Annotated in this window: 19 protein-coding genes and 1 pseudogene; 12 read left to right on the plus strand and 8 right to left on the minus strand. The window is 68.7% G+C overall.

Annotated features, from left to right (window positions below):
• The coding region (locus AOK15_RS48695; protein ID WP_055511301.1) for an L-rhamnose mutarotase at positions 1-494 on the minus strand (494 nt) is incomplete at its 3' end.
• 329 nt (positions 495-823) lie between these two features.
• Positions 824-1,501 carry a FadR/GntR family transcriptional regulator gene (locus AOK15_RS00050; protein ID WP_167738773.1) on the minus strand — a complete coding sequence of 226 codons (678 nt, stop codon included), beginning with the start codon at positions 1,499-1,501 and terminating at the stop codon, positions 824-826.
• A gap of 213 nt (positions 1,502-1,714) precedes the next feature.
• On the opposite strand from AOK15_RS00050, the gene AOK15_RS00055 reads away from it, so the two are divergent.
• The 10 genes and pseudogenes from AOK15_RS00055 (at position 1,715) to AOK15_RS00095 (ending at position 11,122) form a co-directional block, all read left to right on the plus strand.
• Complete coding sequence (locus tag AOK15_RS00055; protein ID WP_055511306.1) at positions 1,715-2,830, plus strand: enolase C-terminal domain-like protein; 1,116 nt, start codon at positions 1,715-1,717, stop codon at positions 2,828-2,830.
• A 155-nt stretch (positions 2,831-2,985) separates the two neighbouring features.
• Complete coding sequence (locus AOK15_RS00060; RefSeq protein WP_107099295.1) at positions 2,986-4,353, plus strand: ABC transporter substrate-binding protein; 1,368 nt, start codon at positions 2,986-2,988, stop codon at positions 4,351-4,353.
• Positions 4,354-4,365: 12 nt separating this feature from the next.
• Entirely contained in the window at positions 4,366-5,286 is a 921-nt protein-coding gene (locus AOK15_RS00065) for a carbohydrate ABC transporter permease (RefSeq protein ID WP_055511311.1), read from the plus strand.
• A 77-nt stretch (positions 5,287-5,363) separates the two neighbouring features.
• Positions 5,364-6,248 (plus strand): carbohydrate ABC transporter permease, encoded by an 885-nt coding sequence (locus tag AOK15_RS00070; RefSeq protein ID WP_055511313.1) that lies wholly within the window; start codon positions 5,364-5,366, stop codon positions 6,246-6,248.
• 4 nt (positions 6,249-6,252) lie between these two features.
• Positions 6,253-6,585, plus strand: a complete 333-nt coding sequence (locus tag AOK15_RS00075) for an L-rhamnose mutarotase (protein ID WP_055511315.1) — start codon at positions 6,253-6,255, stop codon at positions 6,583-6,585.
• A 93-nt stretch (positions 6,586-6,678) separates the two neighbouring features.
• The gene (locus tag AOK15_RS00080; RefSeq protein ID WP_055511317.1) at positions 6,679-7,557 is read left to right on the plus strand and encodes a fumarylacetoacetate hydrolase family protein; all 879 of its coding nucleotides are present in this window, start codon (positions 6,679-6,681) and stop codon (positions 7,555-7,557) included.
• On the plus strand, positions 7,554-8,312 hold the full coding sequence (locus AOK15_RS00085; protein ID WP_055511319.1) for an SDR family NAD(P)-dependent oxidoreductase: 759 nt from the start codon (positions 7,554-7,556) through the stop codon (positions 8,310-8,312). Before AOK15_RS00080 ends, AOK15_RS00085 begins: the two co-directional genes overlap by 4 nt.
• Positions 8,309-9,310 (plus strand): aldo/keto reductase, encoded by a 1,002-nt coding sequence (locus AOK15_RS00090; protein WP_055511321.1) that lies wholly within the window; start codon positions 8,309-8,311, stop codon positions 9,308-9,310. The genes AOK15_RS00085 and AOK15_RS00090 overlap by 4 nt, the downstream gene beginning before the upstream one ends.
• An 11-nt stretch (positions 9,311-9,321) precedes the next feature.
• A pseudogene (locus AOK15_RS46345) lies at positions 9,322-9,640 on the plus strand (amidohydrolase family protein); the annotation flags it as partial.
• A 264-nt stretch (positions 9,641-9,904) separates the two neighbouring features.
• Entirely contained in the window at positions 9,905-11,122 is a 1,218-nt protein-coding gene (locus AOK15_RS00095) for an IS110 family RNA-guided transposase (RefSeq protein ID WP_055511323.1), read from the plus strand.
• A 333-nt stretch (positions 11,123-11,455) separates the two neighbouring features.
• On the opposite strand, the gene AOK15_RS45980 is transcribed toward AOK15_RS00095, so the two are convergent.
• From AOK15_RS45980 to AOK15_RS00110, 3 genes are all read right to left on the minus strand, one after another.
• Entirely contained in the window at positions 11,456-11,608 is a 153-nt protein-coding gene (locus AOK15_RS45980) for a hypothetical protein (RefSeq protein ID WP_205632061.1), read from the minus strand.
• A 917-nt stretch (positions 11,609-12,525) separates the two neighbouring features.
• A complete protein-coding gene (locus AOK15_RS48255) occupies positions 12,526-15,540 on the minus strand; it encodes a right-handed parallel beta-helix repeat-containing protein (RefSeq protein ID WP_167738774.1) in 3,015 nt (1,004 codons plus the stop codon).
• Between the two features lie 394 nt (positions 15,541-15,934).
• Positions 15,935-16,159, minus strand: coding sequence for a hypothetical protein (locus AOK15_RS00110; protein ID WP_055511330.1), 225 nt, complete (start codon positions 16,157-16,159; stop codon positions 15,935-15,937).
• Between the two features lie 422 nt (positions 16,160-16,581).
• Between AOK15_RS00110 and AOK15_RS00115 the strand changes: the two genes are divergently transcribed.
• On the plus strand, positions 16,582-18,633 hold the full coding sequence (locus AOK15_RS00115) for a family 43 glycosylhydrolase (protein WP_055511332.1): 2,052 nt from the start codon (positions 16,582-16,584) through the stop codon (positions 18,631-18,633).
• Between the two features lie 171 nt (positions 18,634-18,804).
• A complete protein-coding gene (locus tag AOK15_RS00120; RefSeq protein ID WP_055511335.1) occupies positions 18,805-21,990 on the plus strand; it encodes a glycosyl hydrolase family 95 catalytic domain-containing protein in 3,186 nt (1,061 codons plus the stop codon).
• Between the two features lie 28 nt (positions 21,991-22,018).
• Here the strand turns inward: AOK15_RS00120 and AOK15_RS00125 are convergent, their stop codons facing one another.
• The 3 genes from AOK15_RS00125 to AOK15_RS00135 form a co-directional block, all read right to left on the minus strand.
• A complete protein-coding gene (locus AOK15_RS00125; RefSeq protein ID WP_055511337.1) occupies positions 22,019-22,759 on the minus strand; it encodes an IS5 family transposase in 741 nt (246 codons plus the stop codon).
• A 381-nt stretch (positions 22,760-23,140) separates the two neighbouring features.
• Positions 23,141-23,371, minus strand: a complete 231-nt coding sequence (locus AOK15_RS45985; RefSeq protein WP_055511339.1) for a hypothetical protein — start codon at positions 23,369-23,371, stop codon at positions 23,141-23,143.
• 512 nt (positions 23,372-23,883) lie between these two features.
• Positions 23,884-24,816, minus strand: coding sequence for an AraC family transcriptional regulator (locus tag AOK15_RS00135; protein WP_055511341.1), 933 nt, complete (start codon positions 24,814-24,816; stop codon positions 23,884-23,886).
• Positions 24,817-24,873: the final 57 nt, after the last annotated feature.

Genomic DNA, 24,873 nt, shown 5'->3' on the forward strand with positions numbered 1-24,873 from the left:
AGTTCCGTCCACTGGCGGGAGTCGCCCCGGTCGGGCCACGGCTCCTGGCAGGGGTCGGTGAGCTTCCACCACTCCTGGGTCTCGGGGTCGGCTTCGAGGGCGGCCATGTCTGCCTCGGAGCCGTCGACGTACAGCTGCCGGGTGTCGAACCCGGTCCCGACGTCGGCCTGCCAGATGTTCTTCGCCGAGTCGTGCAGCGTCCAGCCCGTGGCCCGCCGCGCGCCGGTGATGACCGGACGGGCGCCCAGCGCGGCCTTCCAGATCACCGAGTAACCGCTGGTGCCGGAGTCCGCCGAGGTGAAGGTGAGGGGGTTCGTCAGCCGGTACGTGCCGTCGGCGACCTCCACGACGATGTCGCCCGTCATGGAGTTGTTCATGGCCCGGACGTTGGTCTTGGCCTGGGTGGGGGAGCACGGCTGGCTGGTCGAGCAGGCGGTACCGGTGCCGTTGGGGGACACGTGGAGCGTCGCGGCGGTGGCGGCGGACGCGGGCACGGCCTGCGCGACAACAGCACCGGCAGAGGCAGTGAGAGGCGCGAGTGCGGCAGGACATGGTCTGAGCCGGTCACGCACTGCGGGGCGAGAGCGGGTTGGGCGCATCTGAGACCTTCCGATGATGGAAGAGGGCACGCGCGGGGCGTCCTCCACTCATGGGGATACGGTCCTGCGGCGATTGCGAAGGTGATACGGCGACGTAACATTAGTCGTCATACGTATGCTGTCAATATGGTGCCGCAGACATAGATCTGCACCACAAAAGAAACCCGCCCCCGGCCTGATGGCTCGGGGGCGGGTTCCGGCGCACGCAAGGGCGCGGGACGCACTCAACCGGTGATACCGGGATGCGGGTTACGGCGGCGGCTCCAGGCCGCTTCGATATGGGCCGTCATGGCCTGCGCCGCACCCTGGGAGTCGCGGACGAGGAGCCGCTCGACGATCCGGCGGTGCTCGGCGTTCGCCTGCTCGCACGCGTGGCCGTCGGGAGTGCCGGTGTACAGGAACGTACTGCGGGCCTGGGTGTGGACGGTTCGGATGATGGAACGACCCAGCCTGTTCCTGGACGCCTGCATGATCCGGTCATGGAAGAGCACATCGGTCTCGACGAACCGGGCAGGAGTGGCGATCTCCTCGTCGAGGCGGTCGAGCAGCCCTTCCACCCCCCGGAGATCGTCATCGGTGGCGAGTTCGGCGGCCTGGGCCGCCATCTGCGCCTCAAGGGCCGAACGCACGCCGACAAGCTGGTCCAGTACGACGAGTTCGTCGTCGTGCTGGACGGTGGCCGCCAGGACGACAGGATCCAGGAGATTCCACTCCTCGGACTGGGTGACCGTGGTGCCGGAACCCTGCCGGGCCCGAACCAGCCCCTTGGCCTCCAGCGACTTGACCGCCTCGCGGATCGTGATGCGGCTGACGCCGAACGTCTCGCACAGTTCAGGCTCGACCGGCAAGGTGGAGCCGGGAGGGATGGCACCCGAGACAATGATGTCGGTAAGGGACTCCACCACCGCATGGGCCAGCCGTGCCGGTCGCCTGGGCCAGGGTTTCAGGGCCGACCGATCCTCGAGGCCGCTTCGGCCGCTCTTCGCCATATGGCCCCTTCGCCGGTGTGGACGATCGCTGAGTCTACTGCTCCGAACACCTTGACAGCATTCGTATGACGACTTACGTTTCACGAAAATTTCGCAGCAGTAGCTGCCGTTGCAAGGGGTACGACCGTGCGCATTGCCGACGTGGAGAGCTATTCGGTGCGGGTTCCGGGTGCCAGTCCGCCGTTCGTCTGGCGTGACGGGTTGCTGGGCAGCCCGCCGGACGGCGAGGCCGCCGTGCTGCGCATCTGCACCGATGAAGGGGTCGAGGGCATCGCGATGGCCCCCCGTCGGGGCAGTGCCGTCATCCTGGCGGACCTTCTGGACCGCTTCCTGCGCAAGGAGCTCGTGGGCCAGGACCCGCTGCAGCGGGAATGGCTGTGGCACCGCATGTGGGAGCTGGACCGCACCGAGGAGCTGCCCCTCTATCTGCTCGGCCTCGTCGACACCGCGCTGTGGGACCTGGCCGGCAGGCTCGCGGACCGGCCCACCTGGCAGATGCTGGGCGGTTTCCGCACCTCGATCCCCGCCTACGCCTCGACCGTCACCTACTCCTCGGTGGAGGAGTACCTGGACATCGCCGACCAGGCCCTGGAGCTCGGATACCCGGCCATCAAGCTCCACGCCTGGGGCGACGCACGCCGCGACGCCCGGCTGTCGGTGGCCCTGCGGGAACACGTGGGGGACGCGATTCCCCTGATGTTCGACGGGTCCGCCGGATTCGACCTCCCCGACGCGATCTACCTCGGGCATGCCTTGTCCGACGCGGACTACCTCTGGTACGAGGAGCCGATCCGGGAGTTCAGCATCACCGCGTACAAGCGCCTCTCCGACGCGGTGGCGGTGCCCCTGCTGGTGGCCGAGACCTCCGACGGGGCCCACATGAACTCGGCCGACTTCATCCAGGCCGGCGCCGCCACCTTCGGCGTCCGCGCCTCCACCCAACTGCGCGGCGGCTTCACCGGCGCCATGCGCACCGCTCACCTCGCCGACGCCTACCGGCTGCGCGCCGAGGTGCACGGGCCGGAGATCCCCAACCGACACCTGTGCATGGCCATCTCGAACACCACGTACTACGAGTCCCTGGTCATGGGCAATCCCATCAGCCGCGAGAGCGGCATCGACGCTCAAGGACTCGTCCACGCCCCCACCGGGCCCGGCGTGGCGCTGCCCGCCGGCCTGGACTACCCTCCCGTCCTTCAGCGGTTTGTCGACAAGGGGACTTTGACGCCGCCGAAGGCCTGATCAGCCCAGTCCACCCACTCCCGCCCCGCCGCTCCCACGATCGCCCCGTACCCGACCCTCCACGCCTTCGGTACCTGATCCCTCCACACCTCCTCTCTCCGGTGCTTGCGCCGACATCCCGCGGATCTCCGCAGAACGCAGACATGAGGTCAGTCATGAACAGCGACGTTCCCGTCACCTCCCGCCGCCAGGTCAGACGCGTTGCCGGCGCGGCCCTGGGCGCCGTCTCCCTTCTCGCGCTCTCCGCCTGCGGCAGCGCGGATCCCGCAGCCGCCGGGGCGTCCGCCTCCCCCGTGACCTTCAAGCCTGTGAAGCAGGAGGAAGGCAGCCAGATCACGGTCTGGGCGGACGCCGCCCGAGTCCCCGGCGTGCAGGCCTATCAGAAGGCTCACCCGGACGTGAAGATCAAGATCGTCACGTACAGCGGCGACGCCAACGGCGCCAATGACCTGCAGACAAAGGTCCGACTGTTCGACCGGACCGGCAGCGGCTGGCCGGACGTCGCCTTCAGCGCCAACGTCAACGACGGCAGTTGGACCACTCAGGGCAAGACCCCCTTTGCTGCCCCGGTCGACAAGGGCCTGATCCCCCAGTCCACCCTGAACGGCTTCGCGTACGGTGCGCTGAACCCCTGCAAGTTCAACGGCACCACCTACTGTCTGCGCAACGACCTGGCCCAGAACGTGCTCTGGTACAACAAGAAGCTCCTGGACAAGTTCGGCTACTCCGTCCCGACCACCTGGGAGGAGTACGAGGCACTCGGCAAGAAGGTCGCCAAGGAGCACCCGGGATACCTGGTCGGAACCGCCGGAGACGCCTGGAGCCCCGAGGTGTACTTCTGGGCGAGCCAGTGCCCCGCCAGCACCGTGACCGACGGCAACAAGGTCAAGGTCGACCTGCAGGACGCCAAGTGCACCCGGATGGCCAAACTGCTCGACAGCCTGATCGCCCAGGGCTCGGTGTCCAAGGACACCGTCTTCAGCGCCGGCTTCGTCAAGAACCAGGCAAGCAAGGTCCTGATGCTCCCCGGCCCCTCCTGGTACGGCCAGGTGCTCTTCAACTCCACCTTCAAGATCCCCAAGGGGCAGATCGCCGCCGCCTCGCCGCTGAAGTTCCAGGGCGACGCCAAGAACTACACCGGCAACGTCGGCGGCGGGCTGTGGTTCGTCTCCTCTCACAGCAAGAACCTCAAGGCGTCCGCCGACCTGGTCACCTGGATGACGACCTCCAACGAGTACCAGGCCACCGCGGGCACCTACCCCGCGTACAAGGAGGCAGCCGTCGCCTGGCTCGCCGGCCAGAAGAAGACCGGCTACTTCGCCCAGGACGTCGGCCCGGTCTTCCAGGACGCGGCGGAACTCGTCTGGCCCGGCTGGTCCGCCACCCAGTACAGCCAGGAAGCGATCTACTCCTCCACCGTGGTCCCGGCCCTGAACTCGGGCAAGACCCTCACCGACACCCTGGGCACCTGGCAGACGGCCATCACCGACAAGGCCAAGTCCCTCGGATACACCGTCAACTAGCGAAGCGGACCGATGACCACCCACCTCGCAACGGAGCGGAGCGGCCGCCGCGGCGGCCGCTCGGCCCGCAACCCGGTCGGACGTGCCGGTTACGTCTTCGTCTCCGGCTATGTCCTGTTCCTGCTCGCCTTCGGCGTCCTGCCCACCGTTTATGCGGTGTGGCTGGCGCTGTCCAACTCCCGCAACCAGCTCGTCGGGATCGGCAACTTCACCCGGACGTTCACCGACTACCGCTTCGGTCCGGCCTTCCTCCACATCGGCCTGTACCTGGTGGTCTGGCTGGCCAGTCTGATGATCCTGGTGGTGCTGCTCTCCCTGATGCTGCACGGACGCATGCGTAGGGCCTCCACCACCCTGAGGTTCCTGTTCTACCTGCCGGGCGCCCTCGCCGGGGTGGCGAGCGTACTGCTCTTCCTGATCCTCCTCGACCCGGCCGCCAGTCCGGTCGGCTGGCTGCTGAAGGGCTTCGGCTGGAACACCCTCGCCCAGGTCAACGCCCCCGGCCACCTGCCGGTTCTCTTCACCGTCATCGCCTTCTGGACCGGGGCCGGCGGCTGGATCGTGGTCATGTACGGCGCACTCAACAGCATCCCGGACGAAATCCTGGAGGCCGCCCGCATCGACGGCGCCAGCACGCTCCAGATCGCCCTGCGCATCCAGATCCCCATGATCACCAAGTGGATCGCGTACATGCTGATCCTGGCCTTCGCGGCCGGCACCCAGCTCTTCGTCGAGCCACAATTGGTCTCCCTCGCCAGCTGGGGCATGATCCCCGACAGCTGGTCACCGAACCAGCTGTCCTACCAGTACGCCTTCCAGGCCGGCGACTTCAACGGAGCGGCGGCGCTCTCCATCGACCTCCTCGTCCTGGGTCTGGCCTGCGCGGCGCTCGTCGTCTTCCGTACCGGCCTGTTCGACAGGGACGAACGATGACCACGGCTCCCACGACCACAGCCCGCCGAACCCAGCCGCCCCGAACCGCCGGCGCCTGCACCAATCCGAGGAAGCCCATGCACCGGACGCGCCGCCCACGCTCACTGGCCGCCCGGCTGGCCTGGCTCATCGTCATGGCCCTGGCGGTGCTGTTCTTCTGTGTGCCGGTGGTGTGGCTGCTGCTGGCCACGACCAAGACCGACGGCCAGATCGTGCGGGACAACCCGTTCTCCTTCGGTTCCCCCACCGCGATCGCCGACGCCTGGCACCATCTCTACGCCTTCCAGGAGGGCGCCATCCTCACCTGGCTGAAGAACTCGGCGCTCTACACGTTCGGCGCACTGGCCATCACCCTGGTGACATCGATCCCCGCCGGGTACGCGCTGGCTCTCACCCAGTTCATCGGGCGCCGGATGCTTTTGACCATCACCATGCTCGTGATGCTCATGCCGACAGCCGCCATGGTGCTTCCCCTGTACCTGGGGATGAACGCCGTGCACCTGGACGGCACGATCTGGTCGGTGATCCTTCCCTTCTCCTTCTTCCCGTTCGGGGTCTACCTCACCTACATCTACTTCTCTTCCAACGTCCCCGCCGACCTGCTGTCCGCCGCGCGGATCGACGGCTGCTCGGAGTGGCAGGTCTTCCGTCTCGTCGCGATGCCGCTGGCCAAGCCGGTGATCGCCCTGGTCGGGTTCTTCAACTTCGTCGGCAATTGGAACAACTTCTTCCTGCCGTTCGTGATGCTCCCCGACAGCTCGCAGTATCCGGCGCAGGTGGGGCTGAACAACCTGCTCGCCGCCTCGCCGCTGTTCAACACCTCCGGCGGCGCCGGCAACCAGATCATGCGGCCCGAACTGGCCCTGGCCACCCTGGTCACCATCGTCCCCGTGCTGATCGTCTTCCTCTTCTCCCAGCGCGCCCTCGTAGCCGGCATGCTCGCCGGCGCCACCAAGGAGTGACGACATGGCAGCTCCCCTACGTGTCGGCTCTGTGATCCGGCTGCGTCCGGACAAGGCCGAGGAGTACCTCGCACTGCACCGCGCCGTCCCGGCCCCCGTGCTCGCGGCACTGCGCAGAGCGCATATCACGAACTACTCGATCTTCCTGCGGGACGGCACCCTGTTCGCGTACTACGAGTACACGGGCGAGGACTACGCCTCGGACATGGCCGCCATCGCCGCGGACCCCGACACCCAGCGGTGGTGGACCCTCACCGACCCCTGCCAGCTCCCCCTTGACAGTGCCGCCGAAGGCGAACGCTGGGTCGAGGCGACAGAGGTCTTCCACCTTGACTGAGCGGCACGGCACCGACTCGGGCCGCCGCACGGCCCCCACCCGACGACCGGCCCGAGCCGACCCACGCGATTCCCGAAAGAGGAACTTTCCCCCATGAAGCTGATGAGGTACGGAGACGCCGGACTCGAGGTCCCCGCGGTCCTGGCCCCCGACGCCGACGGCCGAGAACGGGTGCTCGACCTGTCGCCGGTGACCCGCGACATCGACCGCGGCTTCTGGGAGGCCGGTGGTCCGCTGCTGGTGCGCGACGCCCTGGACCGAGACCTTCTCCAGGAACTACCGGTGTCCGGTCTGCGCGTCGGGGCCCCGGTGGCCCGCCCGGGGAAGGTGGTGTGCATCGGACTGAACTACCGTGACCACGCCGAGGAGACGGGAGCCGCCATCCCGGCGCGGCCGGTGGTCTTCATGAAGGACCCCGGTACGGTGGTCGGTCCCTTCGACACGGTGTCGATTCCCCGTGGTTCGACGAAGACCGACTGGGAGGTCGAACTCGCGGTCGTCATCGGCCGGCGCGCCCGCTACCTGGCCTCGCCGGACACGGCGCTGGAGTACGTGGCCGGCTACGCGATCAGCAACGACGTGTCCGAGCGGGAGTTCCAGCTCGAGTACTCGTCCCAGTGGGACCTGGGCAAGTCCTGCGAGGGCTTCAATCCCCTGGGACCGGCTCTGGTGTCGGCGGACGACGTGCCGGACCCGCAGTCCCTGGGCCTGCGTCTGCACGTGGACGGGGTACGGCGGCAGAACGGCCACACCAAGCACATGATCTTCGACGTGGCCCACCTGATCTGGTATCTGAGCCAGTACATGGTCCTGGAGCCCGGCGACCTGATCAACACCGGGACACCCGCGGGCGTCGCGCTGGGGCTGCCCGATGCCCCGTATCTGCGCGCGGGTCAGGTCGTCGAGCTGGAGATCGACGGCCTGGGCAGCCAGCGGCAGACCTTCACCGCGGCGGGCGACGCGACGGCATGAGCGAGCTGAAGGGCCTGCGGGCCGTCGTCACCGGCGGCGCTTCAGGTATCGGTGCCGCCACCGCCCGGCTCCTCGCCCACCGCGGGGCCGAGGTCTGCGTCCTGGACGTCGCCCCCCGAAGCGTCACGGAACCGCTGCACGGCTGTCAGGCCGACGTCAGCGACGACGCCTCCGTCCGCGCAGCGATCCAGGCCGCGGTCACCGCCATGGGAGGCCTGGACATCCTGGTCAACAACGCCGGCATAAGCGCGGTCGGCAGGGTGGAGGACAACCCCGACGAACTGTGGCACCGCGTGCTGGACGTGAACGTCCTGGGCATCGTCCGCACCACCCGGGCCGCCCTGCCCCATCTGCGCGCCTCCCGCCACGCCGCCGTCGTCAACGTCTGCTCCATCGCGGCCACCGCCGGACTGCCTCAGCGCGCCCTGTATTCCGCGAGCAAGGGAGCCGTACTCTCCCTCACCCTGGCCATGGCCGCCGACCACGTCCGCGAAGGCATCCGCGTCAACTGCGTCAACCCCGGCACCGCCGACACCCCCTGGGTGGCCCGGCTCCTGGACGCAGCCGACGACCCGGAGGCGGAACGCGCCGCCCTCGACGCACGCCAGCCCCTGGGCCGCCTGGTCACCGCGGACGAGGTGGCAGCGGCCGTGGTCTACCTGGCGAGCCCCGCCGCGGCGTCCGTCACCGGCATCGCCCTCGCCGTCGACGGTGGCGCGCAGGGGCTCCGGCTGCGCCCGGTGGCCGGTATATGAGAACGACCACGCTGGGCACCACCGACGTCAGGGTCACCGAGCTGTCGTTCGGGGCCGCCGGCATCGGCAACCTCTTCCGCCCGGTCACCGACGAGGCCGCGTCCGCCGCGGTGGAGGCGGCCTGGGACGCGGGCGTACGCACCTTCGACACCGCCCCGCACTACGGACTCGGGTTGTCCGAGCGCCGCCTGGGGGCCGCGCTGCGCGGCCGGGACCGCGACGTGTACACCGTCTCCACCAAGGTCGGGCGGCTGCTCGAACCCGACCCGGAGGGCGGCCGCGGGGACGATCTCGCCCACGGTTTCGCCGTGCCCGACACTCACCGCCGCGTATGGGACTTCAGCTCCGACGGCGTCCTGCGCTCCCTGGAGGCGAGCCTGGACCGCCTCGGCCTGGACCGTGTGGACATCGCCCTGCTGCACGACCCGGACCACCACGCCGAGCAGGCCCTCACCGAGGCGTACCCGGCGTTGGAACGGCTGCGCGGTGAAGGCGTCGTCAAGGCGATCGGCGTCGGAGTGAACCAGTGCGCGCTCCCCGCCCGCTTCCTGCGCGAGACCGACATCGACGTCGTGCTGCTCGCCGGCCGCTACACCCTCCTGGAGCAGGAGGGACTGGCGGAGGTACTGCCGGAGGCCGCCGCCCGTGGCAGGAGTGTCATCGTGGGCGGGGTGTTCAACTCGGGTCTGCTCACCGACCCCAGACCCGGGGCCATGTACGACTACGCGCCCACCCCGTCCCATGTACTGGACCGGGCGCTGCGCATGAAAGCGGTCGCCGACCGCCACGGCGTACCGCTGCGCGCAGCCGCTCTGCGCTTCCCGCTCGGCCATCCGGCGGTCGCGAGCGTGCTGTCCGGCGCGCGTTCCGCCACGGAGGTCCGGGACACGGTGGACCAGATGCGGCGAACTGTACCAACCGCGCTCTGGGACGAACTACGTGCCGAGGAGCTGCTGCCCCCGCACGTTCCCGTCCCCGCCGCCGCACCGGAGTCGTGAGGGTGACCGCCATGGGGACGAGCGCCGCTGAGGGCGTCATCGACCCACACCACGACGTGTGGGACCTCTGTCCGCGACCAGGACTGGATCACCGGACAGGAACTCGCCCTGCTGCGCCGCGACTTCCTGCTCGCCGATCTGGATTCCGCGGCCCGGGCCGCCGGCGTCACGGCGACCGTCCTGGTCCAGACGATCGACGGGCCGGAGGAGACACCCGAGTTCCTGGCGTTGGCCCAGGGCAGCGACCTGGTGGCCGGCGTCGTGGGCTGGACCGACCTGACTTCCCCGGATGTCGCCCGCGCGCTCGCGGCGCTGCGGGAGGGGCCGGGAGCCCCGTTATGTTCTTCGCGGTCCTGCAAGAGGACCGCTGGCCTCCGGGCCCGGCATGACTGGTGCCCCCTGTCGAACGGATGACCTGGGGGGTGGTGTCACCGGGCCTGGGAGGTGCCGTCGGAGACGCTGATGAGAGGTCCGGCCACCGCCCGGTCCGGCGCAATGCCGGGCAGTTCGCGGGCGGCAGGTCTGCATAACGTGGATGCGCGCGTACGACACCGCTGCCGAGGCCGGCACGTTCAACACTCCTGGAAGGGCGCGATGTTCGACACCGAAGACGTGGGCGTGTTCCTCGGCCTGGACGTCGGCAAGACCGCTCACCACGGCCATGGGCTCACCCCGGCCGGGAAGAAGGTCCTGGACAAGCAGCTGCCCAACAGCGAGCCGAAGCTGCGGGCCGTCTTCGACAAGCTGACCGCCAAGTTCGGCACCGTGCTGGTGATCGTGGACCAGCCCGCATCCATCGGCGCTCTGCCGCTGACCGTGGCCCGGGACGCGGGCTGCAAGGTCGCCTACCTGCCCGGACTCGCGATGCGGCGGATCGCCGACCTGTATCCGGGCGAGGCAAAGACCGATGCGAAGGACGCCGCGGTCATCGCGGATGCGGCCCGGACCATGCTGCACACCCTGCGCTCGCTGGAGCTCACCGACGAGATCACCGCCGAACTCACGGTCCTTGTCGGCTTCGACCAGGACCTCGCGGCCGAGGCCACCCGCACCAGCAACCGGATACGCGGCCTGCTCACCCAGTTCCACCCGTCGCTGGAGCGCGTCCTGGGCCCCCGCCTCGACCACCAGGCCGTCACCTGGCTGCTGGAGCGCTACGGCTCCCCGGCCGCACTGCGCAAAGCCGGCCGCCGCAGGCTCGTCGAGCTCATCCGCCCGAAAGCCCCGCGCATGGCCCAGCGGCTGATCGACGACGTCTTCAACGCGTTGGACGAGCAGACCGTCGTGGTCCCGGGGACCGGCACCCTCGACATCGTCGTGCCCTCCCTGGCCCGCTCTCTCGCCGCTGTCCACGAACAGCGCCGGGCCCTGGAAGCCCAGATCAACGCCCTGCTGGAGGCCCACCCTCTTTCCCCGGTCCTGACGTCGATGCCCGGCGTCGGCGTCAGGACCGCCGCCGTCCTGCTGGTCACCGTCGGCGACGGCACCAGCTTCCCCACCGCCGCACACCTGGCCTCCTACGCCGGTCTCGCCCCCACGACGAAATCGTCCGGGACCTCGATCCACGGCGAGCACGCGCCCCGAGGCGGAAATCGGCAGCTCAAACGCGCCATGTTCCTCTCCGCCTTCGCCTGCATGAACGCCGATCCCGCCTCCCGCACCTACTACGACCGCCAGCGAGCCCGCGGCAAGACCCACACCCAGGCCCTCCTCCGCCTCGCCCGCCAACGCATCAGCGTCCTGTTCGCCATGCTCCGCGACGGCACCTTCTACGAACCCCGCACGCCCACAAACGTCGGACTCGCCGCATGACCCCAGCAAGACCGAACCACCCCAAACCCGACAGGGGCGCCTTGACGAAGGACATAGAGGCACCCCCACCATCCATCACCGGCAGCCGCCGCGCCCTCGCCGACCTGAGCGCCCTGCGCCCTCCGTGCACCGCTCGCGGACTGGTCCAGGGCCTCGCGTCGGATCACGGAACCCCTTGTGGGTGCGGTGGCACGGTGGTAGCGGGTGGTTGGCGGGGTCGTCGGTGTAGGCGGTGATCCGTGCGGCGACCGTCTGGGCGCGGGCGAGGAGGGCGCGCTTGAGGATCTTCTCGCCCAGTATTCGGGGAGCCGGAGGGTGTGGAGACCAGGGTCATCAGGTCTTGGGAGTGAGGGAGTCGGTGAGCAGGCCGCGATGCTGGGCTTCACCCTGGACGGTGATGGGGTCGACCATGTAACTGTGGTGCACCCGAGGTGTGAGGCGATCGGCCTCCCCGATTTCACGTTGTGGACGGTAGCGGTCGGTCACTCCTACTCGCCTCGGCGGGAGGCCAGGTTGATCACCCCTGTCCTGTGGCCGATCATCGATTCCAACTCCGCGTAGTCAAGGGTGAGTTGCCGAAGAGCCTGCCAGTCCTGCTGTGCTGCCCACTGCTCGAAGGTTGTAGTGGTCAGGCCGTTGCGTACGGCATCGTGGGGCCGTGCGGGGTAGCCGACACGGTCCTGCCAGATCTGGTTGTCCGCCGCCGGCGCGCCGATGCGCTGCTCCTGCTCCTCCCTGGAGAGGAAGATGACGGTGATGTCACTGTGTGCAGCCTTGGGAGGACGGCCGCGATCTCGGTGAACGTCAGCGCGTCGCCTGCAAGGTCAATCTCGGCCCCGTGGAACCTCTCAGGGTCAGCCACGGCTGCGGCAAAGGCCTCATCGCGTTGACCGTCCCGGAGATCCGCCGTCTCGTCGATGCCGTCTCCCACTCGTCGGCATGCCGACGTGGCACCGCAGCGGCCCACCGATCCGCACCATCCCGTCCGCAGCAACGGCCCCCCGCGTTGACGCTCGCCATGCTCGCCCTGGCCTTCCTGACCGCTCTCGCAGCTCTCGGCGCTGGGCAGGCTGGCAGGCGGGACAGGAACCGCAGGGTCGAGCTGGACGGATCGACGGCCGAAAGAGGGGCGGCCCGCCGACACAGGCAGACTGCCCCTTCGCCAGACTCCTACGCCAACCGCATCCCGAGCGCGTCCAGGGCGGCGATCTGATCCTCGGAGAGCCTCCTCCGCCGTGCCCGCAGGTATCGCCTGTTCGTCGGCCGACGGCGGAAAAGATCTTGACCTGTTCCGGTTGCAGCTCCTGCCCCGCATGTGCCCGGCTGTTGCTGGGGTGGGCGCAGGGCGCCGCCCGTGCCGGTGGGTCGGCACGGGCGGCTGAGGTGCGGTCGGTGGCGGAGCGTCAGCGCACGTCGAACCGGTCGATCACCAGCCAGCTCCCTCCCGTCTTGGTGAGGGTGAGGGTGTGCCGTCCGAACGGCAGGCCGCTGACGGAGTAGACGGTCTGCTGGGCCTGGCGGCTTGCGGAGAACGCGTTGACGGTGCCCTGGGAGGTGCCGTCGAGGGAGACCGCGATGCTTCCTTCGTCGGAGTTGGTCTCGGTGACGAGGCTGATCCCGGTGCCGGTGAAGGTGACGCTGGCCGAGTCGCCGTTGTCCCTGGTCGCGTGGACGTCGTCCTTGTAGTCGCCCAGTCCGCGGTTGGCCGAGGAGCGCCAGGACCCACCGTTGTACGTGATCTTCGAATTGGTGTCGTTGTAGGTGCTGGCCACGTCGAAGGCGTCCAGAGTGGCATAGGTGCCGCTGCGCTTCACGACCTGGATCGTGTGGCTTCCCAGAGGCAGGCCGCTGGTGCTGTAGATGACGGCCTGAGCCTGGCGTGTGGCCGAGGCGGTGTCGAACAGTCCTTTGGACGTGCCGTCGAGGAAGACCTCGACCTGTCCCTGATCGCTGTACTTCTCGCCGAGGACCGAAACCCCGGTGCCGGTGAACGTCAGGCTTGCGCCATCGCCGTTGCCCCTCGTGACGTGGACATCGTCGACGTAGTCGCCGTAGCCGCGGTCGTTGCTCACGCTCCAGTTTCCGGTGTAGGTGATCGCGGAGTCGTCGTCGTTGATTCTGCCGGTCAGCCCCTCGCTGATGGGGTTGGGTGTGCTGGGGCCGGCGGCGGCGATGATGGACTGCGCTGCGGAGGGCCAGGCGCCGCTGGAGACGACGGTGGCCTGCTGGAGGGAGATGTTGGTGCCCTTGTTCGAGTAGTTCGAGGTGTCGGAGTAGATGTCGTGGAGGTTGATGTCGTGGATGGTCGGAGTCCACATGCTGACCCACCAGCCTGCGCCGCGGCGGATGACGTTGTTGTACGTATCCCAGTTCGAGCTGCCCTCGTCGTGGTATATGGCGTTGCTGCCCTTGTAGGTCTCATCGAGGTTGCCCGCGAGCACGGACCTGACGGAGAGGTCCCCGTTGCCCTGGCCGCCGAGGGTGTAGATGGCGCCGCCGTCGTGCAGGACACCCATCACGTCGTGGATGTGATTGTTCAGGATCTGGTTGTCGCCGGCGTAGATGGTGCCGTGTGCGCAGGTGCGCAGGCCCTGGGCGGACTGCATGGAGCACGGTGAGGCATAGCCCCAGCCCCAGCCGAGCGACATGCCGGAGTAGGGGGTGTGGCCGATGTCGTTGTGCGAGACGGTCAGGTCGCGGGTGTAGCCGGCCCAGATGCCGACCGCGTCGGAGTAGTCCTGGCCGACGTGGGAGATCCAGTTCTGGGAGACGGTGTCGCCGGTGGTCATGCGGTTGGTGTCGGTGAGGTAGTAGTCGTCCGCCTCGCCGACGGAGACGCCGCCGCCGGAGGTGTCGTGGATGTAGCTGCCGGTGATGGTGGAGTCCTGGGTACCGTCGGCGAGGTCGATGCCCGTGCCGCCGGTGTGTGTGACCTCCACGTCGTCGAAGGTGATGTCCGAGCCGCGGTGGACCTGGACGGCGGCGGGGATGCGGATGGGGGCGTTGTTGTTGCTGGGGTCCCACAGCACGCCGGCCTGGTTGTCGATGTAGCCGGCCGTGGAGGGCAGCGTCCAGGTGGTGTAGGCGAAGGTCAAGCCCCGGAAGGTGATGTCGTGGACGGGCGTGATCGTGTCCGGCACCACGGTGAAGCCGTCCAGGAGCATGGACGTCCCTCCGGTCTTGACCAGCTTGATGGTGTGCTGGCCCTTGGTCAGGCCGCTGACGGAGGCGACGACCTGCTGGGCGAGCCGCGAGGAGCCGGCGGCGGACACGGTCTGGACCTTGGCGCCGTCGACGTAGACGTCGATGTCGCCCTCGTCGCTGTTGGTCTCCGACAGCACGTCGATCCCGGTACCGGTGAAGGTGTAGCTCACCGAGTCGCCGTTGGTCGTGGTGGTGTGCACGTCGTTGTAAAGGTCACCCAGGCCACGCCCGCTGGAGGTGCTCCAGGAGCCGGTGTAGGTGATGTCAGGGTCCGTGTCGTTGACGGGGGCGAGGTGGCCGGGGGTGCCCTTCGCGTTCAGCAGCGTCTCGGTGGTGGGCAGTTCCACGTCGGCGGTGCTGAGGTCCTCACCGCTGCGCGGCTTGTAGTAGAGGAACCCCGCTGAGCTGTCGAGGTAGAACTCGCCCGGCGAGTCGAGCAGCTGGTAGGCGTTCTCCACGTAGCTGATCGCGGCCAGCTTCGGCAGTCCGGCGCCGTTGAAGGGGAAGCCCCGGTTGGGCACCGAGGTGTTGTTGTTCTTGAAGCACGCCGGGTCGACGTTGAGGCTGGACCCGCCGCCACTGGGCGCGGTGATGCTCGCCAGCGGGCAGCGCATGTGCTTCCAGTCCTTGTTGGCCACGATCTCCACGGAGGAGGCGTTGGTGAACGAGGTGTAGGAGGAGTCACTGGTGGTGAAGCTGGACCCGGAGAGGGTGAATCCCGAGGGGTTCAGCGGACCGCGTGCGCGCTGGGCCCGCACTCCGTCGACGAACAGCTGCCGGCTCTGCGTGCCGGCCGGCACGGCGGCGCGGTAGATTCCATTCGAACTGTCGAAGAGGGAGAACCCGGTGACCTTGGTCCCCCCGCTCAGCAGCGGCTTCTCACCGGGGTAGGCGGCGTAGACGACCTTGAAGCCGTTGCGCCCGGAGTCGGAGGCACCCAGGGCGAACGCCTGGGACAGCCGGTAGGTACCGCCGCGCAGATAGACGTTGATGTCGGCGGCCATGCCGGGGGTCAGGCCCGCCACCTTGCTCTTGGCGCCCTCCAGACTGCATGGCGCGCTCAGCGAGCATGTGCTGCCGGAACCGGAAGGCGATGCGTACAGCACGGTCGGGGTGGCGGCGTAGGCCGGGCTGGGCGCGGCGATCGCGGCGCATATGATCGCACCGACTGTCCCCAGCACACCAGGCAGGCCGATGGCTCTGGAACGGAACAACGGCATTGGTGCTCCTTCAAGGATGGCCGGGATGCCCGGCGGAGGCGCATCTCCTCGTCGTGGGACGTGACGGCATGCTGGCCGGACACCGTCCACGGGATGAGTAGATAGATCCGATGAATCTGCGGCTCTGCTTGAGCGGTGGAAGGAAAAGGCAGGAACCCGCTCTTCCCTTTCGCCAATCATCGGATGTCTGATTTCCGCAGGAGACTACGGCGACGGCCTGCCGCCGGGCAATAGGGTGGCGGGAAAAATCGTCGTCGTTCTCCTCGGCGGTCACGTGAGTCCGCCGGGGGAGTGGGGCCGGACGCGCTCGGTGCTCGGCGACAGCCCAGAGAGCACAACGCTGATGCGTCTCCCGCAGCATGGCGTTGCGTGCGGTGGCCGACCGGTGTCACGTCGTCGTAGTGCACCCCTTGCGCATCTGTGGGACAGCGGGGTCCGGCCGGTGGCCTGGGACCAGCTCGCCGAGCGCGGCGGCGTCGCCGTGCGGCAGGGCCAGTCGCAGCCGTGCCTCTCGCTCATCGGTCGGCACGATGAGCCAGGCGCGGGCATGCAGTGCCGCCATTGCGTGCGACCGCACATCCTCCACGGCGGAGACGAGGTCGAAGGAGGTCATGCCACCGGCCGGCCGCAGCGTGCAGGCGATGTGGCAGTCCTCGGGGGCAGGCCGTCGAGAAGCGTGAAGGCCCTCAACAACGCAGGACCACCCCCCAGGTCATCCGTTCGACAGGGGGCAGCAGTCCAACCGGGCCTGTGGCGGGTGCGCGCGTGACCGGTTGAGAAGGACCCGCAGTAACCCCACACCCCGGCGCCTCGCAGGCAGGCGCCAACAGGCAGGCCCGAAGCCGAGCACCTACTCCTGTGGGCAGGCACTCCTCTGATGGCGGTGTACACGAACACCGCACCTGCGGCACTGGCTTCCATCCGATGTTTCCGAACGAACATCTACTCGTACCTTAGAAACCGCGCTATGGTTCGCGTCGAAAAGCGCCAATACATCGGATGGCTGGCAGAGTTTTCTTATGTGAGGACGGGTTCGTGGACATCACCAGACGACAGCTCGGCCGGCTCGCCGCGGTCGGCACCGGGGCGTTCCTGCTGCCGGGCCTGCTCCCGGCGGGCACGGCGGCGGCAGCCGCACTCTCGGCCGGGAAGTGGGGTGACCAGGGCGACGGCACCTACGCCAACCCGATCGTCCCGGCCGACCTCAGCGACTGGGACTGCATCCGGGTCGGCGACGACTACTACGGCATCACCAGCACGTTCGGGTACTCGCCCGGCATGGCCGTCCTGCACTCGAAGGACCTGGTCAACTGGCGCCCGATCGGCGGCTCGGTCGACGACGTCACCCGCATCGGACCCGAGCTGAACTGGGACCGGATGAACCGCTACGGCCGCGGCGTGTGGGCCGGGGCCATCCGCTACCACGCGGGGCGGTACTGGGTGTACTTCAACACGCCCGACGAGGGCTTCTTCATGACGTCGGCCCCGTCGCCGGAAGGGCCCTGGGAGCCGCTGCACTCGATGTGGCGGACCTCCGGCTGGAACGACGTGTGCCCGTTCTGGGACGACGACGGCCAGGGCTACCTGGTCACCACGCACTACTCGGACAGCTACAAGGTCCACCTGTACAAGCTGTCCGCGGACGGCAAGTCGCTGGTCGGCCCGGCCCCGGTGATCCACCAGTCGAACCGCAGCGAGGCCAGCAAGCTGTACAAGATCGACGGTGTCTACTACCACCTCTTCAGCGAGGTGAAGCCCGAGGGCCGGGTGCTCATGATGAACCGCGGCTCCAGCATCTTCGGCCCGTTCGAGACCAGGCAGTTGCTGCACGTCAACACCTCGGTGGACCGCGAGCCCAACCAGGGCGGACTGGTCCAGACTCCGGGCGGCGACTGGTACTTCGTGACCCATCACGGCCACGGCGACTGGGAGGGGCGCGTGCTGTCCCTGCTGCCGGTGACCTGGGTGGACGGCTGGCCGATCATCGGTGAGGTGGGCTCGGACGGCATCGGAAGCATGGTGTGGACGGGCCAGTTGCCCGCCGCCGGCACCCCCGGCCTCCCCGTCGACGCGCTGCCCGCCGTCGTGACCAGCGACACGTTCACCGACACCCGCCTCAAGCCGCAGTGGGAGTGGTACTACCAACCCCGTTCGGGCTACTGGTCGCTGACCGAACGCCCCGGCTACCTGCGGCTGAAGGCGTTCGCGCCGCTGGCCGGGGACAACCTGACGAAGGTGGGCAACACCCTCACCCAACGCGTCCTGCGCACCGCGGGCGGCGCCACGGTGACCGTCCGCCTCGAACTGGCCGGCCTCGCCGACGGCCAGCACGCCGGACTGTGCCACTACGCCGCCACCTACGCCGGACTGGGTGTCCGGCGCACCGGGACCACCACCACGATCGAGCACAACGCGGGTGGCACCCTGACCAGCGGCGCGGCCATCACCCAGAACGCCGTGTGGCTGCGCACCACATGGGACGTGAACGGAGTCAGCCGCTTCTCCTACAGCCTCGACGGGAGCACGTTCACCCAGGTCGGTGGCACCTACCAGCTCACCTGGGGCGGCTACCGCGGCGACCGGATCGGCCTCTACACCTACAACCCGGGCGGCACCGGCCACGTCGACTTCGACTCGGTGCAGTACACCATCGCCCCCGCGCGGACGTACACCTGCGTCAGCGTGCGCAGCGGCAAGGTGGCCGAAGTCTCCGGTGGGTCCGGCGCGGACGGCGCCGCCGTGATCCAGTGGACCGACAACGGCGCGACGAACCAGCAGTGGGCCTTCCAGTCCACGGCCGACGGCTACCACACCATCACCTGCGTCCGCAGCGGCAAGGTCCTCGACGTCGCCGGATCCTCCACGACGGACGGCGCGCGGGTCGTCCAGGCCACCCCCGACGGCAGGACCAGCCAGCAGTGGCAGCTGCGCCCGCTGACCGGCGGTGTGTTCCAAGTGGTCAACCGCAACAGCGGCAAGGTCCTCGACGTCAGCGGAGGCAGCACGGCCGACGGCGCCGCGCTGATCCAGTACACCGACAGGGGCAGCACCAACCAGCAGTGGACCTTCCGCCGCGTCACTCCCTAGGGAACCCCTACCGGTCGACACCGTCGCAACGGGCGTGACGGACGGCATCAGTGGCATCAGTGCCCCACCCCCAGACAATCGCCCGGGATGGATGTCGCTGCCCTCGGCGGATGTCGATGTGGGTGCCCTTTTCCCCTGAAAGAACCGACCTGATGGTCAGGAGAACCAGCCGTGACCCATGAGCCGCAACCGCAGCGCAGAAGCATCCTGAAGCTCGGCGGCGCCCTCGCCCTCGCCCCGGTGATCACTCAGCTGGCCGGCGGAACCTTCGTCGGCCAGGCCGTCGCCGCCGAGGCCGCCGCCGCAGCGGCCATCACGTGGCCGACCCTGTCGCGCAAGGCGCTGAAGTACCCCGTCCCCGCCACCGACTGGCAGTCGCAGGCGCTGCCGATCGGCAACGGCCGACTCGGCGCCATGCTCTTCGCCGACCCTGACGAAGAGCGCATTCAGTTCAACGAGCTGAGCATGTGGGGCGGTGCCAACAACTACGACAACGCCCTCGCGGGCAAGCCGGACAGCACCTTCGACACCAGCGTGACCGGCTTCGGCTCCTACCGGAACTTCGGTGACGTCACCGTCACTTTCACTCCCCGCCCGAAGGTCACGGCGCCGGGTGGCCCGTACCGGACCTCCTCGACGGAGGGTCTCGACAAGTCCTACGACGGCAGCTCGGCCACCAAGTGGTGCATCGAGGGGCCGCCCGCGAAGGTGCAGTGGCAGATCGACCTGCCCAAGCCCATCGCTGTCGCGTCCTACCGTCTGACGAGTGCCAACGACCGGCCGGAGCGCGACCCCCAGGAGTGGACTCTCTACGGTTCCGTGGACGGCACCACGTGGGCGAAGCTCGACAGCCGCACGCTGGCGGCGCCCTTCGAGAGCCGCTTCCAGACGAAGGAGTTCACCTTCACCAACAGCACCGTCTACCGCTTCTACCGGTTCGACTTCGTCCCCAAGGCGGGAGTCACCCACTGGCAGGTGAGCGAGATCGCGCTGGCGGGCGCCCCCGCCGGGGCAGGCTCGATGTACCTGTGGTCGCCGAGCGGGCACTCCGCGGGATCCAGCACCGCGGCCACGGACATCTCGCGTTCGGTGGACGGCGACGCGGCCACCGTCTGGCGGGTCGACACCGCCCCGGCGACCGTCGTCTGGCAGACCAACCTGCCGCGCGCGTCCGCCGTCACCTCGTACACGCTGGCCGCCGCGGCCGACCGCCCGCTGGACGACCCCCGACGCTGGGCGCTCGAAGGGTCGCAGGACGGGCAGGCATGGGTGACCCTCGACACCCAGAGCCCCGGCGCGCCGTTCGCCGGCCGCGGGGAGAGACGGACCTTCCGGATCACCAACACCACGGCCTACCGCGCCTACCGGCTCACGTTCACCCCCGGCGATTCGGCCACGGGCTTCCAGATCGCGGACGTCGTCCTGGAGGGCAGCGGATTCACCACGCGCACGTTGCGTACGTTCACCGACTACCAGCGCGCGCTGGAGTTCGCCGACGGTGTCCATGTGACCCGCCACGGCGCGCCGGGCAGTCGCGTCCTGCGGGAGGCCTTCGCGAGCCGGGCCGCGGACGTCATGGTCTTCCGCTACACGACGGAGAGCGCCGGCGGTCTGTCCGGAACGATCTCCCTCAAGTCCGCGCAGGGCGCCACGACGACGGTCGACGCCGCAAACCGGCGGATCACGTTCCGCGGGACCATGGCCAACGCCCTCAAGCACGCCTGCACCGTCCAGATCGCGCACACCGACGGCACCTTCAGCGCCGACGGGTCGGTGCTCCGGTTCAGCAAGTGCACCACCCTGACCCTGCTGCTGGACGCCCGCACCAACTACAAGCTCGACGCCGCCGCCGGCTGGCGCGGAGCCGATCCCGAACCGGCCATCGCCACCGCGCTCACCAACGCGGCCGCCAAGACCTACGACGCGCTGCGCACCGAGCACACCGCCCGGGTCCGCGACCTGATGAACCGTGTCTCCGTCACCTGGGGCACCTCCGACGACGCGGTGCTCGCCCTGCCGACCAGCGCCAGGCTGGCCCGGTACGGGGCCGGCGGGAAGGACCCGAGTCTCGAGCAGACCATGTTCGACTACGGCCGGTACCTGCTGATCAGTTCCTCGCGTCCCGGGGGCCTGCCCGCCAACCTCCAGGGCGTGTGGAACGACAGCAACTCACCGGCCTGGGCTTCCGACTACCACACCAACATCAACGTCCAGATGAACTACTGGGGAGCCGAGACGACGAACCTGCCGGAGTGTCACGAGGCGCTCATCGGGTTCATCCGGCAGGTGGCGGTGCCCAGCCGCGTGGCGACCCGCAACGTCTTCGGCAGCGGGGTACGTGGCTGGACCGCCCGCACCAGCCAGAGCATCTTCGGCGGCAACGGGTGGGAGTGGAACACCGTCGCGAGCGCCTGGTACGCGCAACACCTCTACGAGCACTGGGCGTTCACGCAGGACCTGGACTACCTGCGCACCGTGGCCTACCCGATGATCAAGGAGATCTGCGAGTTCTGGGAGGACCGCCTCAAGGTGCGCGAGGACGGTCTCCTCGTCTCGCCGAACGGCTGGTCGCCCGAGCACGGGCCGCGCGAGGACGGCGTCATGTACGACCAGCAGATCATCTGGGACCTGTTCCAGAACTACCTCGACTGTCAGGCGGTGCTCGGGGTCGACACCGCCTACCGGACCAAGGTCGCGGACATGCAGGCGCGGCTCGCGCCGAACAAGATCGGCAGTTGGGGTCAGCTTCAGGAGTGGCAGGAGGACATCGACAGCCCCACCGACATCCACCGCCACACCTCACACCTCTTCGCGGTCTACCCGGGCCGCCAGATCACCCCCAGGACACCCGACTTCGCGGCAGCCGCCCTCGTCTCGCTCAAGGCACGGTGCGGTGAGAAGACCGGCGTCCCGTTCACGGCGGCCACGGTGTCGGGCGACAGCCGCCGCTCATGGACGTGGCCCTGGCGGGCGGCCCTCTTCGCCCGCCTCGGCGACGGACAGCGCGCCCAGACCATGCTGCGCGGACTGCTGAGCTACAACACGCTGTCCAACCTGTTCTGCAACCACCCGCCCTTCCAGATGGACGGCAACTTCGGCATCTCGGGCGCCGTGACGGAGATGCTCCTGCAGAGCCACGACGGCGTCATCCACCTGCTGCCGGCCCTCCCGGACGACTGGAAGGCAACGGGTTCCTTCACCGGTCTCCGCGCCCGCGGCGGCTACCGGGTCGACTGCGAGTGGCGGGATGGGAAGGTGACGACCTACAAGATCGTGGCCGACCGGGCACGCGGCACGGGGAGCGTCACCGTGCGGGTGAACGGCGCCGACACGAAGATCACGCCGGCCGTGCCCTGACGGCGACAACTGCTCACAGTCACATCGGTCAGGGCAGCGTGGGGCCGCCCCCGTGACACGGGGACGTGCCCGCCAGTTGCTCGGCGGCTGGGGCCGGGATGGCGATGCGGCGGCTCATGAGCATGGCCATCGAGAAGTAGACGAACGTCTCGCTGGAGGCGGGCAGCGTCTCGAAGTCCCGCACCAGACGCAGCGATCGCATCAGCCATCCCAGAGTCCGCTCCACGCACCACCGTCTGGGCAGCACCACGAAGCCGCTCATGTCGTCACTGCGCTTGACGATCTCCAGGGTGAGCTGGAGTTTCTCCCTGGCCCAGGTGACCAGGCGGCCGGTATAGCCGCCGTCCGCCCAGATTAGGGTGATCTTGCGGAACTTCTCCCGGAGCCGGGGCAGCATCACGCGGGCGGCCTGGCGGTCGGTGACGTCAGCGGCGGTCACCAGGACCGTTAGCAGCAGCCCGATGCTGTCCGTGATGATGTGCCGGCGCCTGCCGTTGATCTTCTTGCCGCCGTCGTAGCCGCGTGAGGTGGCGGGCACCGACGCCGCACCCTTGACCGACTGCGAGTCGATGATCGCCGCGGTCGGTTCCACGTCCCGCCCTTCGGCCCGGCGGGCCCGTTGGCGCAGGCGGTCGTGGAACTCGCGGGCCAGTCCCTTGTCGCGCCACCTGCGAAAGAACGCATACACCCGGTCCCACGCCGGAAAGCCGGCGGGCATCGCCCTCCACTTGACCGCGTTGTCCGTGACATAGCGGACCGCGTCCAACATCTGCCGGTGGCAGTAGCCTCCGGCTGTCCGCCCCGCTCTTCGAGCCAGGCCGGGACCGGCATCGCGTCGCGCACCACGTGCCACTCGGCGTCCGTCATGTCGGAGGGGTACTGCCGCACCCGGTCGGGGCGGTCGGCCGCGTTCCCGAACCGGTGAGCGAGGCAATCGCACGCCGACACGCGCGAGTTGGACGGGAACAACGTCGTCAGGCAAGACTGGGACAACAGGGCCTCCTGGTGCACGAGTTGGCTTCGCAACCCTCGTGCTGGACCGGAGGCTCTGCTTTCATGCGCCCGCGCGGCCAAGATCACCCGATCAGGGAACCCGTTCGATCAGAGCCGTCCTCATGATCGATAGGAATACGGCTTCTCAGCCAGCCCGTCAGCTCTGGTCTGTGGTGGGCCGCCACGACCTGCCGGTCTCGCGTTCGAAAGCCGGACGCACGTCAACGGTGTCGCACACGATGCGCAGCGTGGCAATACGGCCGTCCTCGGCGAGCTCAGCCAGGTCCACCACGTCAAACGGCGCGGCAGCTCCGGACGGCAGTGGCCAGTCAAAGTGGAACCAGAACGAGATCAGTGCGGCCCCCTGCTGGGTCCGGCCCTCCGCCACTCCCAGCAGAGTCAGGCCGGCCCGGCTGGTATCGGCGAAGAGCTAGGGATAGAACTCCGTGGCCGGTCGAGGGCCGTACAGCGGAGAGTGCACCATCGCTACGCGAACAACTCGAGCACCGCCTCGGCATCCGCCCGCTCCAGCGACGACAGGTAAGCCGACACAAGCTCAGCTGCAGTCATGATCACTCACTCAAGATCATGCCAAATCGACAGCCCATGCTCTCACCCACCACTTGCGCTCCGCCCATCAACCAGCACAACACCCCAACATCTCAAACACGTCTGACTAGGACTTCCGGGCCTACCTGACCAGTTGCTCAGTGCAGGTCGAAGATACGAAGGCCACCGCGAGCGCCAAGTGCGGGACGGCTTCCACGCAGGGACTGGTCATCAGGAGCGGGTCACACGCGGTGCCCGCATCGGCCAGTGCTCACCCAAGCAGCCAACCAGCGGACGCGCGCATCGGCCGGACCTCGCAGGAAGCAGAACGGGGCCGAGGCGTCATAGCGTCTAGGTCCGAACACGCTCGGTGGCGTCCTGTCGCACCCGCGCCCGGTAGCGCAGCGGCGACTCGCCGACGACGCGCTTGAACGCCGCACTGAAGGCGCTCTCCGAGCCGTAGCCCAACTCCTCGGCAAGCGCCGCGACGCGGGCGTCCCCGTCCCGGAGCGCGCGCTGAGCGAGCAGCATGCGCCACCGTCCCAGGTAGGTCAGCGGTGGCACACCGGCCGCCTCCCGGAACCGCTCGGCGAAGGTCGTCCTGGACATCGCGGCGGCCCGCGCCAGCTCCTCCAGCCCCCAGGGGCGCTCGGGGCGGCCGTGCAGCAGGTCGAGGGCCGGGCGCAGGCGCTCGTCGACGAGCAGCCGCAGCCAGCCGGAGGGCAGCGCGGACCGGTCGACATAGGACCGCAGCACTTCCAGCAGGAGGAGCTGACCGTACTGGCGGACCGCGAAGGCCGAGCCGGGCCGCTGCGCGGTGGCCTCGTCGAACATGCGCAGCAGTGCGGCGAGGAGCCGGTCGTCGTCACCGGCCGATTTGATGTGCGCCAGGGGCGGCAGTGATTCGAGGAGGAGCGTGCTTCCGGCCGCGTTCAGACCCACGCTGCCGCCGATCACGATGTCGTCGGCGTCGCGGTCCGCGGACGCGAAGCGGTCGGTGGAGAAGTCGGATTCCGGCTCCACCTCCTGGCGGGGTTCCGGGCCGGCTTCGAACGCGACCCAGGAACGGCCGGTGAGGATCGCCACGTCACCCACCACGAGGTCAACCGGTTCGTCGATCCCGTCGGTTGCCAGGCGGGCCCGACCACTGACGAGCGCGAAGAACTTGACCGGGTCGGAGAGCGGTGCGCGCAGCCGCCATCCGCCGCGAGCCGCGATACCGCCCGTGAGGACACCGCGGACCTCGACCAGATCGAGCGCTTCGGAGAGTCGATCGGTGACCATAACCGTACTCTCGCTCAAAAAATCGGGATCCTCAAGTATTCATCGTCCGGACGCCCT

Origin of the sequence: Streptomyces ossamyceticus, from assembly GCF_001418475.1 — a bacterium.
Lineage (GTDB): Bacteria > Actinomycetota > Actinomycetes > Streptomycetales > Streptomycetaceae > Streptomyces > Streptomyces ossamyceticus.